Here is a 14058-nt window from a genome sequence, read left to right as displayed (position 1 = left end):
AGAATCGAAATGACGGAATCCTCTTATACTCTCTCTTCATATTCTTCTCTTGCTACGGAACCACTACAACAGATTGCGGGTCAGGTCGTGAATATTCTTCAAGACGGCAGTTTGATGGTCGAAAGCAAAAATCGGGGTTGGCGTTGCCGACAGGCTGCCAGTTGTCTTTTAACCCCGAGAATGGGCGATACCGTATTGGTCACAAAGGTCCATGAACAGTTATGGATACTGGCTATATTGGAGCGGATTGAACAACAGAACCCGGCTGAAATAAACATTCCGGGTGACTTATCCATAACTTCTCAGGGGAATTTGAGCTTATACAGCAATGGGCTGAATATCACAGCAGATAGCGGGAACTGCCATATCAATAAAATGCAATACAGTGGCGAGTCTCTGTCCGCCTGGGTTTCTGTCACCAGAATCATAGGCAATCAACTTGAATCCGTTTGGCAGGTCGTAACACAGTTGAGTAACCGGCTATTCCGCCATACAACACAAACAGAGCAAGTGCACGCAGGGCAATTGGATATGCAGGCTGAAAACTATATGCGATTACATGCCCAAAATACGGTTGTTTCCGCCAAAGCAATTACCAAAATAGATGCTGAACAGATCCACATTGGCTGATCCACATTAACTTAAGGAGGAAAAGCGATGTACGCTAATACCCAGGCTGGTGGCACCGATGTGGCAACAATACCCGATGTTTGCCTGACACCAGTACCCCCGGGACCACCAGCGCCGGTGACTTATCCTAATTTTGCGCAAGGTACGACTGGTATCAGTGCCAGTACCACCAATATTCTTTTTATGGGGAGTCCTGCCCATAACATGGCAACAACCATTGCTATGACGAATGGAGATAATGCGGGGATCAATCTTGGAGTTGCTTCAGGTACGGTAATGGGACCATCCCGTCATACGATGGGCGCTAATAGTGTGTTGATCAAAGGTTCACCGGCAACCCGCTTATCAAGCCTGACCATGCAGAACTCAACCAATACCACAGGATCACGTACCATCCCCAGCCAGATAAAAGTCGATATTTCCGGTGTCTGATTCACCTAAATGGAAAATGGGGGAAGTCATGGACAATGCAGGGAATATTACCCATGAAAAACGACCTTTTTCTGATAATGATAAAACAAGAAGAGTTTTGGCGAATAGATTAAGTTTAAATATCAAATGGATAAGGATGATATTATTCTCTCTTATTTTGATGACATTAACAGGATGTTCTTCATCACCAGAACAGAAAAAATTGCCGGCCTATAAACTGATTTTCGATATCCCAATTAATGCAAATAGCTCAGCCCCACTGAAAATACACGCTATCTTGTTGAAATCAAATGTAGAGCTTATGTCTGCTGATTTCTTTTCACTACAAGAAAAAGCAGAAGCTGTATTGGGCAATAAACTGGTGAATGCCGATCAGTTTTTTTTACTGCCAGCCCAAAAAAAAAGATTCTGGTTTGAAAAAAATATGCCTGAAGCCAGCTACATAGGAATTTTCGCTGAATATAAGCAATTGAATGGGAAAAGATGGCGTATCTCATTCCCCGTCCCCGAACCTGAAAAACCTGCTTTTTACCAATTTTGGGCCTCATCGCCAGACGAATTAGACATATACATTCAAGTCACAGACAACGGTTTGAATCTTATCAATAAAGACAATTAATGTATGCCGCAAGGGAAGGAACTGGATGAATAGATCAGAAAAAGTTATCTGGACAGAAGGCATGTTTTTACGTCCCCATCACTTTCAACAATCTGAAAATTATCTGGAAGCTTATGTCCGAGATTGGGGAATGGCACAAAATTCATATTATTGGGGCTTTTTGACTCTGGAATTGGATCAGTCATTTCTTGAGCAAGGCAAGGTGATGGTTTCATCAGCCAGCGGCATTTTTCCTGATGGAACGCCATTTCGTTTTACTGAAGCCCAGGCACCGACGCCCTTGCAACTTGCAGAAAATCAAACAGGAGAAAATGTTGTATTGGCATTGCCAATTTTCCGGGGAGGAAAAGAAGAGATCATTTTTCGTGAGAGAAACGATTCCATGGCACGTTTTGTCAGTATTGAGTCTGAAGTCAATGACTTTAATGCGATGTCAGTCGGAAGTGCCACAGTGCAATTTGGGAAAATGCGTCTGCGGTTAATGCTGAAATCAGACCTGACACCAGAATGGACTTCATTGAGTATTGTGCATGTCATGAACAGAAGCCGCGATAATAAGCTACTTATCAATCCACAATTTATTCCTCCCCTACTCAATTGTCATGCACACCCGCAAGTGGTCAGTTTCATTGCAGATTTGCAGGGTTTGCTGGAACAGCGCCGACAGCAAATAAGCCAGCGTTTGTTACAATTGGGGCGACGCAATGATTCAGAAGTCATGGACTTTCTTCTGCTGTCATTGATAAACCGTTATAGCGGCCAAGTGAGCCACATACGAAATTTGCCATTACTGCACCCAGAACGCCTGTTCAGTGAGTGGCTACAATTTGCTACCGAATTAGCCAGTTTTTCTCAAACACGAATGCCGGAAGAAAAGCTCCCGATTTATGATCATGACAATTTGGCAATGTGTTTCGATCATCTGATGTTTGAATTGCGTCAAGGGTTGTCAATCATTTTAGAAGAACATGCGATCCTGTTACCTCTGACCGAATATTCTCATGGATTGAATGTGGCTACCTTACCAAACGTCAACATGCTGAACACATTCAGTTTTGTATTGGCCGTTTGTGCTGATGTTCCCAAAGAAACGTTGATGAACCGTTTTCCCTCCCAGATGAAAATTGCCCCTGTTGGTCGTATACGTGAACTGGTTCAGTTGCAATTACCCGGTATTTCAGTATGTGCAATGCCATCAGTCCCCAGACAAATCCCCTGGCATTCAGGCTATTTATACTTCGAATTAGAAAAAGAAGGGGAATTATGGAACCAAATGGAGAAATCCGGCGGTTTTGCGTTACATCTGGCGGGTGAATTTCCTGGCCTGAACATGGAATTCTGGGCTATTCGTAATCAGTCCAAATAACGTAATCAGTCTGAAAATAAGAATAAATAGAGGGAACGTTTCATATGATGCAAAGCAAAAATACACACGATTATACCGTGCCTTCTGGTGACTCTCGTGATAATCCCCTCGTTCATGCCGCAAACCCTCTGTTGAATAGTATCCCGCAGATCCGCCACTCCACAGAGCATCCAGACCCAATAGGTTTACGGCAAAAGTTGATCGATGAAATCCGGAGCTTTGAAGTGAAATGCCAACAAGCCAAACTTCCTTACGAAGTGATCATCGGAGCACGTTATTGCCTGTGTACCGCACTGGATGAAGCGGCTGCATTAACACCCTGGGGAGTTAGTAGTGTCTGGTCCGGCAGTGGGCTACTGGTTACCTTTCACAATGAAACGTGGGGAGGTGAAAAGTTTTTCCAGCTATTAGCGACATTATCACAGAAACCAAAAGAAAATTTGTTTCTGCTGGAACTCATTAATTTTTGCCTACAACTTGGATTTGAGGGACGTTACCGCATTATGGATAATGGGCGCTCCCAATTGGAAACCGTGAAACAACGCCTATTCCAGTTAATTTATTCAGTCCGTGGAAAACATCCCCCTGAATTATCACCGACGCTCAGGAACACCACAGCACCGAACAAACTCTGGCAATCCCCTTTCCCGATATGGGCTGGTGTCGCGGTGGTCAGTTTTTTCGTTTGTATTTTGTATATTGGGTTGAACTGGCAATTAGGTGGTCTCGCCAGTCCTGTATTAGCCACAATCTATCAAACCAATTTGCCTAATGTGTCAGTTGATGATCGGATATTACCTGCTACACCTGCTGTACCAGCCGTACCACCGACGTTGAATCTGCAAGAGATGCTAAGGAATGAAAATCCCACAAGATTACTGAATGTGGTCGATTCGTTTGATAGAAGTATCATCACCTTGCAAGGTGATGGATTGTTCAAAACGGGTTCCACACACATTAACAGCCATTACTTGAATATTATCAAGAACATTGCTGAGACAATAAACCGTTTCAAAGGTGAGATTCTGGTTATTGGTTATACCGATGACGTTCCCATGTATAGCGCGAGTTTTTCATCCAACTATGCACTATCACTCGCCAGAGCCAAGGCAGTAAAAAGAGAGCTTCAGAAATATCTGGATCAACCCGCACGTGTCAAGACAGAAGGAAGAGGAGACAGTAACCCTTTAGTTCCAAATGATACGCCAAGTCATCGAGCTAAAAACAGACGAGTAGAAATCATCTTGTTAGTTTCTCCTGTAAATCAGACGGAGTGAGAAAACTGAAACATGTTGAACGCCATTCTTTCCATCATTACCAGCCGGTTAATGTGGAGTTTATTTGGAATAACCGCCATCTCTTCCATTATCTGGTTTATTGGGCCGATTATTTCCATTGGCAGCATGGTACCTTTTGAATCAAATTTGGTACGCATAATTACCATCACCTCATTATTCCTTATTTGGATTTTAATTCAGTTAGTGCCCCGCCTTTATCGGGCATGGTTAGATAAAAAAAAAGCATCCAGTCAATTAAATAAAGACGGTAAGGAAAACAAGGAGAATGACGAAAGTGAACAGGTTCAATATACAACAACACTGTCAGAACGCTTTTCTCATGCTTCACGGCTCCTGAAAAATGCCTATTTTTATGGCCTGAATACCAAATACAAACCAAATTGGAGGCATTTCTTCAATCGACAATACTTATATCAATTACCATGGTATGTCGTTATCGGAGCACCTCATTCAGGGAAATCTACCGCACTGGCAAATTCCGGTCTGCATTTTCCATTATCAGACCATTTTGAAAAACCGGCACTGTACAGCATGAAAGGAATTAATGACTGTAACTGGTGGTTCACTAGTGACGCAGTCCTGCTGGATACGGCGGGACGATATACCACACAGGATACCCAGCCAATACAAGACGCCAGTGAGTGGAAGTGTTTCATTAAGCTGTTAAAACAATATCGCACACGCCAGCCTCTTAATGGCGTCATTATTACTGTTAGTGTAGAAGATTTGCTGAATTTACCCAAGGAAGCCCGCGAACAGCAAGCTTATATGTTACACAGGCGCTTAGCAGAATTACATGAACAGCTTAAAATCCGGTTTCCGATTTATGTCATCGTCACGAAAACAGATTTATTGAAAGGATTTAATGCTTACTTTGCTCATTTTGACAAGACGCAACATAATCAAATCTGGGGGTTTACTTTCCCGTGGAATAAAACTGACTGGAATATAAGCGATTTATTTGAACAGCAATATGATCTGTTACAAAAAAGATTAGATGCAGAATTACCCAATATTTTACTGCAACAGAATACGCCCCGGCACTGTGCCGAAAGTTATTTATTTCCACAAGAATTCGCCGCGTTACGTCCATTAATTGGGCAATACCTTGAACTTGTATTCGCTGAATCTGGATTCGAAATTCCTTATTCTCCACGGGGGCTTTATTTCACCAGTGGAATACAAAAAGACGTGCCATTTGATAACATCATGGAAAGACTTAACCGTCATCTCCAATTACCAACAGATAATAATAGCAGTTCACTATCATGGAACAATCATCAGGCATGGCAGAATAATGAGGACTTTTTGCATCAGCCTTATTTTCTGAAAAACTTATTGGTCAGTATTTTTCAGGAAGCGGGATTAGCCAGTTACAACCGCTGGTGGGTATACCGCAGTTATCTGCTGAATGGACTGGGTTATACGATTCTGGTGACAACTTTGGTGTTTATTATCACCTTATTTTTTACCAGTTATAGCAACAACAAAAATTACCTCATGGAAGTACAGGCTAAGATCCCCCCTATTCTTCGCCAGTGTGCTGAATTAAAAAAAGAAAACAATAATACCGATATTTATTCCCTGCTACCTGTTTTGAATAATCTGGCTAATTTGGCGAAGAGTGAGAAATTTTCACTTGATGATCCCCCTTTATCCTACCGGATGGGATTGTATTGTGGTGAACAGATTAGTGATGCAAGCAGGACTCTGTACACAAAGACATTAAACTCATTATTGTTGCCACAGATTGCACAGTTAATAATCTCTGAGATGCGTCAGGACAAAGGCAATAATGTGGATGTAGATAGCACATACAATACGCTGAAAGCGTATCAAATGTTATATCAGCCCAAGTATTATGACAGTAAGTTCTCACGTAATTGGGTAATGCAATATTTGCAAACACATTTGCAACCCAATATTCCCCGGGAACAGTTGTCTCAAATTGACGAACACCTTAAACAATTGCCGGACAATCAAATTGTCACATCGCCCTATGTCCGTGATAACCAACTGGTAGAACAAAAACAGGCCCAGCTCAGCAGCATTCCACCAGCACAACGCATTTATACTCACTTGAAGTATAACTTGTTGAATAACGCTAACTTACTGCCAGTAAGCCTGATAACTCTTGCCGGCCCTCAAACTGAACTTGTTTTTTCACGTATCAGTGGTACACCGATAACTCAGGGTATACCCGGAATGTTTACTCCAGCAGGTTATAAAACAGGTTTTGGCAAGGATCTCAACGCGCTTATCGATACGCTGTACAGCCAGGATAGCTGGATACTGGAAAAGTATGAAAGAAAACAACCTCCTAAAGAGATCGCATTTTTTGTCCGCCAGTTTTATATCAATGATTATATTTATCAGTGGGATCAATTTCTGTCTGATATTCGCCTGAACAATATCACCAATATGGAACAACGCGCCAATATGGCCCGCTTATTAGCTTCAAATCTTTCTCCCATGCGCCATCTTCTGATTAATATCAGTAAAAATGTCACCTTGGATGAAGGGCTGAGCAATGGCAAGGCAGATAAAATAGGTAATCTCGTCAACAATAACGCTAAATCATTAACAAAACTCGTCCCCAATCAACTGCGAACAGAAGACGAACAACCTACGCCAGAACAAACACTAAGAGAGCATTTTGCACAAATCACTGCATTGGCAAAAATCTCTGACGGCAAAACCAAAAAAATTCCTTTTGATAACATACTGAAAAAAATCAATGAATTATATGAATACCTAAATTCTGTACAAGATGCAGCGAATATAGGTATGCCTGCACCATCAAATAAAATCATTATGCAGCTACAGGCAACGGCTGAACTTCTGCCCATCCCGTTCAGAAATATGATTTCTTCATTGGCGATGGGTGCCAACAGTGATACGCAGCTCAGTGATATAAAGAATATCGGTAAGCATCTTAATGCAGAAGTCAGCAGTTTCTGCAATCAGGCGATTGCCAACCGCTACCCGCTGTCACATAGCGCCCGTAATGATATAAAGCCCGATGATATGGCGCGAATGTTTGCTCCCGGCTCAGGCATCATGGACAGCTTTTTCCAGAAGAATCTGGTGGGAAAAGTGGATACCAGCCAACCAGACTGGCGTTTTATCTCAGTAGTGGATGGTAAGGTATCGCCGGAAAATAAAGAATTACTTAAGCCATTTAAACAAGCCGAGATTATCCGCAATACCTTTTTTACCGGTGAAGCCACCGCGCCTTCATTCCAAATCATCGTGCGCACGGTTGATATGGATTACAACATATTGAGCATGATATTGGATGTAGACGGTAAGCAATTACAATATAGTCACGGCCCTCCCGTTTTACAGCAGTTCAACTGGCCCGGCCCCGGTAAAACAAATCAGGTTCGCATCCAATTGAATTTAGCAGATGGAACAACAGCCAGCTTAATGACTTCTGGTCCGTGGGCTTTAAACCGCCTGCTCGATTATGCCAAACCTTTTCCACAACAAAAAAGCACCAGTAGTGATATGAGCCTGTCAGCAACATTCAATATCAATGGTCATCATATTTCATTGAAATTTATCCCAAACAGTATTTTTAGCCCATTTAAGCTACCCCATTTCACCTGCCCCAACTTAACAAATTCATAAAAATCGGTAGCGTATTTAATCATCAGAATAAGCAGAAAATGACTATGAATATTGATGCCTTACTTAAGCCAGTCAGCACCGAATCGCCCTGTGGAGAAGATTTGGAATACGATGCCGAATTTATGGAGTTAGAACAATCCTTGTTCGGAAAAGTAGAACAGCAATTCGGTGATATTACTATTCCCGCAGAACAGCCCAACTGGGCAGAAGTAGAAAAGCAATCTATAAAATTATTGAGCCGTACTAAAGATTTGCGTGTCATCATAGCGCTGGCACAATCATGGTTAGAAATGCGGGGATTATGTGGTTATGCCGATGGTATGGATTTGCTCAGGCAAACACTGGAGTGCTATTGGGAAGAGGTCTGGCCGACACTGGAATTTGAGGGAGAATATGATCCATTGTTTCGCCTTAATATACTCGCAGCGATTGAGGATAATTCACCTCTCACCTTGCAGGTGAAGCGTTCCATTCTGCTGAGAAGTATTTCAAAAGAATTGTCATTACAGGAAGTCTTTTCATTACTTGATGGAACAATAACTGAAATTAGTGGCTATACAGGTGGGCGCACGCGATTGGTGGAAGAATTAAAACAACTAAGTAATGGCCCCGAAATTACAGCCGTAATAAATATTCGCGATCACCTTATCGCAATACTGAATATTATTGGCAATAAATTATCAGCAATGTATGTACCTGAATTATCTGGTCTTTTAAAGAATTTAAATAAGGTGATTGAATTTTGTCCTTCACCAGTACTTCAATCAGCAACCAATATTTCTGACAAAGGAAAAACGCCGGATGCCCTGACACCAATATCCCCCTTTGCAGAACAGACAAATTCCCTATTAACAGAAAATACGGAAAATAAGACATCAACGTATTGGAACGAAGTGGAAGCCAATAACCGTGATGAAGCACGCATGTTATTAGAGAAAGCCAAACACTATTTTCTTAAGTATGAACCCAGCCATCCTGCTCCGATAATGATTGCCCGCATTCAGCGGTTAATTGATCGTGATTTTATTGATATTGTTCATGATCTTGCCCCAGATGGACTAAATCAACTCGAAATCATTTTTGGTCGTCCGGATAACTGAGACACAGATTAAAATTATTAGCGACTCATTTCTTATTAACTTATTAAGCTGTCAAATTAATTAGCCAGTAATGGAGAATTTGCTATGAAATCCAGTGGACAAAAATTTATCGGGCGAAATCGTCCCCCACGTGTACAGATTGAATATGATGTTGAACTTTACGGTTCAGAACAGACAATTCAATTACCCTTTGTTATGGGGGTAATAGCCGATTTAGCCGGAAAACCGATCGAAGCCTTGCCTGAGGTCAGTGAACGCAGCTTTTTGGAAATTGATGTTGATAACTTTGATGAGCGCATGAAATCAATAAAACCCCGTGTTGCTTTTCAAGTGGACAATACATTGACAAGTGACGGAAAGCTGAATGTCGTACTAGATTTTGAAAAAATGGAAGACTTTCAACCTGATGCCATTGCTAAAAAAGTGGAGCCGCTGGCTAAGCTGCTGGAGGCACGAACCCAACTGGCAAACTTATTATCCTATATGGACGGTAAAAACGGCGCAGAACAGCTGATCGCCGAAATTCTGCAAAACCCCGCTCTGATGAAATCTCTGGCCGAAGCGCCAAACCCTTCAGAACGTGCTAATGAAACAGAAAATACCCCTGAAGAAGATACTGAAAATAAGGAGTCATAAATGAGCACAACTGAACAAGAAACCGAACTTCAGCAAGAGCAGGAACAGGTATCGAAAGAGTATACGCCTGATGAACTGAGTGTACTCCTGAATAAAGAATTTCGCCCCCAGAGTGATCAGACTCGCAATGCCGTTGAAAATGCGGTGAAAACATTAGCTCAGCAGGCGCTGGAAAATACTGTCACGGTTTCCGGTGATACCTACCGTACCATTCAGGCCCTCATTGCCGAAATCGATAATAAATTATCACAACAAATTAATCATATTCTTCACCATGACGAATTCCAGACTCTGGAAGGTGCCTGGCGCGGCCTGCATCATCTGGTCAATAATACTGAAACTGACGAAATGCTGAAAATCCGTGTGATGTGCATTTCCAAAAAAGAGTTGGGTAGCACGCTAAAACGTTTTAAAGGTGTCAGTTGGGATCAAAGCCCTATCTTTAAAAAGATCTATGAAGCAGAGTATGGTCAGTTTGGTGGTGAACCATACGGGTGTCTGGTTGGTGATTACTATTTTGACCATACCGCACCCGATGTTGAGCTTTTGCGTGAAATAGCACAGATTAGTGCAGCAGCCCACTGCCCATTTATTGCCGGTGCCGCGCCAAGTGTGTTGCAAATGGAATCCTGGCAAGAGCTCTCTAATCCACGAGATCTGACCAAAGTTTTCCAGAATACGGAATATGCTCCTTGGAGCAGCTTGCGTGATTCTGAGGATATTCGTTATCTGGGATTGGTGTTGCCGCGTTTCCTCGCTCGCCTGCCTTATGGCAACAAGACCAATCCCGTAGATACTTTTAATTTTGAAGAGGATACGGAAGGCCCCACACACGGTAATTACACTTGGGCTAATTCTGCTTATGCCATGGCTGTTAATATCAATCGTTCATTTAAACAGTATGGCTGGTGTACTTCTATCCGTGGCGTAGAATCCGGCGGACTGGTGGAAAATTTGCCTTGTTATACGTTCCCATCTGATGATGGGGGTATTGATATGAAATGCCCCACCGAAATTGCAATTAGCGATCGCCGTGAGGCAGAATTGGCAAAGAATGGTTTTATTCCTCTATTACATCGTAAGAACACGGACATGGCAGCATTTATTGGTGCGCAATCACTTCAAAAACCTGCTGAATATTACGATCCTGATGCGACTGCCAATGCAAATCTTTCGGCTCGTTTGCCTTATTTATTTGCCTGTTGTCGTTTCGCCCATTATCTGAAATGTATTGTGCGCGATAAAATAGGGACTTTTCAAAAGCGCGAAGATATGGAACGTTGGCTTAATCGCTGGATTATAAATTATGTTGATGGTGATCCTATTAATTCTTCACAAACCGTTAAATCTAAAAAACCGCTGGCTAATGCAGAGGTACAAGTAGAAGAAGTGGAGGGAAACCCGGGCTATTATCATGCGAAGTTCTTCTTGCGACCTCATTATCAATTAGAAGGATTAACGGTTTCTCTGCGCTTAGTATCAAAACTTCCTTCATTGGAAGGAGGTTAAAGTCAAATAAATCCTATAGTAATATTTGTTTTAAACACTCTTTGTAATATCAATCGTGCATAATTGCAAAATATATATTAGCCATTTAATCGGAGTAAATTATGTCTGAGATTAATTATGGATACATTAAGCTTGAAGGTATTGATGGTGAATCCGGAGATGACAAACATAAAAATTGGACTGGTTTTGGCAATATTGGTATTCAAACTGCAAATCCAGCTAGTATCGATGGTGTTTCAGGTCTTACTGCCGGTACACCAGTAATAGATTTAATCTTTATCGCATTCGAACTCGAGAAAGCGCATATTGCGATGCGTAAGCATCTGTTACAGGGAAAGCATATAAAAACAGTGACAATAGAAATAATGAAAAGGGGAGAAGCAATCGATATAGTGTGGCAAAAAATTCTGCTATCACAATCTCTTATTGTTCATAGTACTGTGTCCCTGAGTCGTAATAGTGGTTATTGTCAGATTGGAATAGACTACCAGCAATATGAAGAAACATACACAGGGCAAAAACCGGATGGTACAGCTGATGCGGCAACTCATCATGGTTATGATCGTTATGCTAACAAAGTTATTTGATTAATTTAAAGAGAAATTAATTATGAGCGAATTAATCGGTGGATATTTAGAAATAAAGGGTATTAAAGGTGAATCTAAACACACCAAATATATTGGTTGGATAGCTGTTTTAACCATGGAACATACTATAACCAATCAAGCTAGTATTACTCAGAAAAAAGGTTTGTGCGCAGGAACACCTTTTATCGGTGAGTTAACAGCTCAAGTATTGTATGATAAATCCAGTACGACTTTACGTGGTTATTTATTTAAGGGAAAACATGCTGAATCGGCTAAAATCGAGATGTTAAGATCATCCAGTGGAGATGAAGAAGAAGCATACTATATATTCGATATGAAAAAAGTTTTTATTACATTATGTAATACCTCTTACGATTCATATGGGAGTAATAATGATACTTTTATTAAGTTAGCTTTTGAAGAGTATACAGAAAATTATATTGGGCAGAAATTCGACGGTACTCCAGACGCTGCTGTTTCTTGTGGTTATAATATTGCTACTAAGAAAATCTCTTAATAAAGAAATAGTAAATAATGTCTGTCAGTCATTTCAATAATAGGCATCCATAATTATGCGATTTACCATTGTTAAAAACATCGGTACAAACCGACCGCCACAATTCAGTTATGATTTCACACCACCTGGCGGTACTATTGGTCGTAGCACGGACAATAACTGGGTTTTACCCGATGAAGAACAGGCCATAGCCCGTTTGCAGGCGATTGTTTCTGTTTCTTCCGATGGCGAATGCCGCATGATTAATCGTGGTGTTGCTTCTGAGATTTCATTGAACACAATCCCAATGGCACCCGATCGCCAGATTGAAGTTTGTGATGGTGATATGCTGAATATTGGTGATTACCAAATTCAGGTTGTTAATATCAAACAAAGTGCGCCACCTTCGGCTACAACGCGGACTCTTAATACGGCTGAACCTTCCGACAATAAACCAGCGGATATTTCTAATGAGGTCTGGGATGGATTGGAAAATATTTTCACTCCAACAGTTTTTACTCCAACAGATAGTGCACTAACGCAAACGGCGCCATTGAGTGATGACAATCCGCTGATAAAGCCCCAACAATATCAGGAACGCAATCCTATTGATCCACTGGAACAAATGGAGACAAGAATCGACCTTGATAGCCTGCAATTCCGTGCCACTGATCCTATTACAATGTTTAATCCTGATACCGATTTCCAACAAGAAAATATTCTGAACGACACCACGCTCAGCACGTTATTACAGCAAAATAATCAATATGGTAATCAGAATAATAAACAGGAAATTGACCCTCTGGTACTATTTGCCAATAAGCATACTCAGGGGAATATTAAAAATGACGATCCCTTAAACTTAATGATAAATAATGCCGAACCACTGGCGCCTTTGGATAACGCAACAGAAGAAACAACCCAGAACTCAGTAAAAAACCCAGCAGACACTGAACTTCATAATCAAAACGATTATCAAGAACCTGTTAATTATCAAGAGCATTCTTTTCGTCATGAAAATAACAGTAAGTATGACGAAAGTGTCGGCGAACGTCTTAATATTGATCCCGTTACCTATAAACCCCATCCCCCACATCCACACCAAACGGATGAAGTTAAATTAGAGGGTAAGTCTCTGGAAGCTTTATTAAACGGTATGGGACTCAATCATATTCAACAACCCCAGTTTGATGAACATAAAATGTATCAATTGGGGAAATTGGTCAGTCAGCTATCCCAAGGCATTATGGCTCTTAACGCTTCAAGAACCTTGTTAAAACACAAGACAGATGCAGACATGACCCAAGTCTTGGCCGATGCCAACAACCCGTTTAAACTTTTACCTTCAGGCCAGGCTGTGTTGGTTCAGATGTTTGGTAACTATATGCCCGGCTTTCTGTCACCAGAACAAGCTACGCGGGATATTTTACTCGAACTCCAAGCCCATCAATTAGGTATGATCGCAGGGTTACGTACCATCACAGCAGATATCTTACAGTTATTCGACCCTAACGTTATTGAACAAAAAGCACACAAAGAAGGTGGATTTCCTCGTTTATCATTAACATCAACTTATAAAGCCGCTTTATGGGACTATTTCACTAAACAGTATCAGGAAATAGCACATAAGCTTGATCAGGATTATGCTTTATTAGGGAAAAATTTTCGGCAAGCCTATGGGGCAGAAATACATCGATATAAATGTTCTCAAAATAAATCAAATAAATAAATAAATAAACAAATAAATAAAAA

The 14058-nt window shown here is 41.2% G+C and carries 12 protein-coding genes; all 12 read left to right on the top strand.

Annotated features, from left to right (window positions below; all coding sequences use genetic code 11):
- Positions 1 to 9 precede the first annotated feature (9 nt).
- The 12 genes from AAC854_RS05010 to AAC854_RS04955 all read left to right on the top strand — a co-directional run bounded on the left by AAC854_RS05010 (position 10) and on the right by AAC854_RS04955 (position 14035).
- A complete protein-coding gene (locus AAC854_RS05010; RefSeq protein WP_340616141.1) occupies positions 10 to 630 on the top strand; it encodes a DUF3540 domain-containing protein in 621 nt (206 codons plus the stop codon).
- A gap of 27 nt (positions 631 to 657) precedes the next feature.
- A complete protein-coding gene (locus AAC854_RS05005) occupies positions 658 to 1062 on the top strand; it encodes a DUF4150 domain-containing protein (protein WP_340616140.1) in 405 nt (134 codons plus the stop codon).
- A gap of 28 nt (positions 1063 to 1090) precedes the next feature.
- Positions 1091 to 1681 carry a type VI secretion system lipoprotein TssJ gene (gene tssJ, locus AAC854_RS05000; RefSeq protein WP_340616139.1) on the top strand — a complete coding sequence of 197 codons (591 nt, stop codon included), beginning with the start codon at positions 1091 to 1093 and terminating at the stop codon, positions 1679 to 1681.
- Between the two features lie 25 nt (positions 1682 to 1706).
- Positions 1707 to 3047, top strand: coding sequence for a type VI secretion system baseplate subunit TssK (gene tssK, locus AAC854_RS04995; RefSeq protein WP_340616138.1), 1341 nt, complete (start codon positions 1707 to 1709; stop codon positions 3045 to 3047).
- Positions 3048 to 3091: 44 nt separating this feature from the next.
- Positions 3092 to 4324 (top strand): DotU family type VI secretion system protein, encoded by a 1233-nt coding sequence (locus AAC854_RS04990; protein WP_340616136.1) that lies wholly within the window; start codon positions 3092 to 3094, stop codon positions 4322 to 4324.
- Positions 4325 to 4336: 12 nt separating this feature from the next.
- Positions 4337 to 7978, top strand: coding sequence for a type VI secretion system membrane subunit TssM (gene tssM / locus AAC854_RS04985; RefSeq protein ID WP_340616135.1), 3642 nt, complete (start codon positions 4337 to 4339; stop codon positions 7976 to 7978).
- A gap of 38 nt (positions 7979 to 8016) precedes the next feature.
- A complete protein-coding gene (tssA, locus tag AAC854_RS04980) occupies positions 8017 to 9078 on the top strand; it encodes a type VI secretion system protein TssA (protein WP_340616134.1) in 1062 nt (353 codons plus the stop codon).
- An 84-nt stretch (positions 9079 to 9162) separates the two neighbouring features.
- Complete coding sequence (tssB, locus tag AAC854_RS04975; RefSeq protein WP_340616133.1) at positions 9163 to 9714, top strand: type VI secretion system contractile sheath small subunit; 552 nt, start codon at positions 9163 to 9165, stop codon at positions 9712 to 9714.
- Positions 9715 to 11223: a type VI secretion system contractile sheath large subunit gene (tssC, locus tag AAC854_RS04970; RefSeq protein ID WP_340616132.1), complete on the top strand. Its 1509-nt coding sequence runs from the start codon at positions 9715 to 9717 to the stop codon at positions 11221 to 11223. It abuts the gene before it with no gap.
- Positions 11224 to 11324: 101 nt separating this feature from the next.
- Complete coding sequence (locus tag AAC854_RS04965) at positions 11325 to 11810, top strand: type VI secretion system tube protein Hcp (RefSeq protein ID WP_340616131.1); 486 nt, start codon at positions 11325 to 11327, stop codon at positions 11808 to 11810.
- Positions 11811 to 11832: 22 nt separating this feature from the next.
- Entirely contained in the window at positions 11833 to 12327 is a 495-nt protein-coding gene (locus AAC854_RS04960) for an Hcp family type VI secretion system effector (protein WP_340616130.1), read from the top strand.
- A gap of 55 nt (positions 12328 to 12382) precedes the next feature.
- Positions 12383 to 14035 (top strand): type VI secretion system-associated FHA domain protein, encoded by a 1653-nt coding sequence (locus AAC854_RS04955; RefSeq protein WP_340616129.1) that lies wholly within the window; start codon positions 12383 to 12385, stop codon positions 14033 to 14035.
- The last annotated feature ends 23 nt before the right edge of the window (positions 14036 to 14058 follow it).

The organism is Xenorhabdus entomophaga (genome assembly GCF_037996725.1).
Lineage (GTDB): Bacteria > Pseudomonadota > Gammaproteobacteria > Enterobacterales > Enterobacteriaceae > Xenorhabdus > Xenorhabdus khoisanae.
This window is presented reverse-complemented; position numbering and strand designations above follow the sequence as displayed.

Coding starts and splice junctions, on each gene's coding strand:
- AAC854_RS04990 (WP_340616136.1), top strand. CDS start 3,092: ATGATGCAAAGCAAAAATACACACGATTATACCGTGCCTTCTGGTGAC.
- AAC854_RS04965 (WP_340616131.1), top strand. CDS start 11,325: ATGTCTGAGATTAATTATGGATACATTAAGCTTGAAGGTATTGATGGT.
- AAC854_RS04955 (WP_340616129.1), top strand. CDS start 12,383: ATGCGATTTACCATTGTTAAAAACATCGGTACAAACCGACCGCCACAA.
- tssJ (WP_340616139.1), top strand. CDS start 1,091: ATGGACAATGCAGGGAATATTACCCATGAAAAACGACCTTTTTCTGAT.
- AAC854_RS05010 (WP_340616141.1), top strand. CDS start 10: ATGACGGAATCCTCTTATACTCTCTCTTCATATTCTTCTCTTGCTACG.
- tssM (WP_340616135.1), top strand. CDS start 4,337: ATGTTGAACGCCATTCTTTCCATCATTACCAGCCGGTTAATGTGGAGT.
- tssB (WP_340616133.1), top strand. CDS start 9,163: ATGAAATCCAGTGGACAAAAATTTATCGGGCGAAATCGTCCCCCACGT.
- AAC854_RS04960 (WP_340616130.1), top strand. CDS start 11,833: ATGAGCGAATTAATCGGTGGATATTTAGAAATAAAGGGTATTAAAGGT.
- tssC (WP_340616132.1), top strand. CDS start 9,715: ATGAGCACAACTGAACAAGAAACCGAACTTCAGCAAGAGCAGGAACAG.
- tssK (WP_340616138.1), top strand. CDS start 1,707: ATGAATAGATCAGAAAAAGTTATCTGGACAGAAGGCATGTTTTTACGT.
- tssA (WP_340616134.1), top strand. CDS start 8,017: ATGACTATGAATATTGATGCCTTACTTAAGCCAGTCAGCACCGAATCG.
- AAC854_RS05005 (WP_340616140.1), top strand. CDS start 658: ATGTACGCTAATACCCAGGCTGGTGGCACCGATGTGGCAACAATACCC.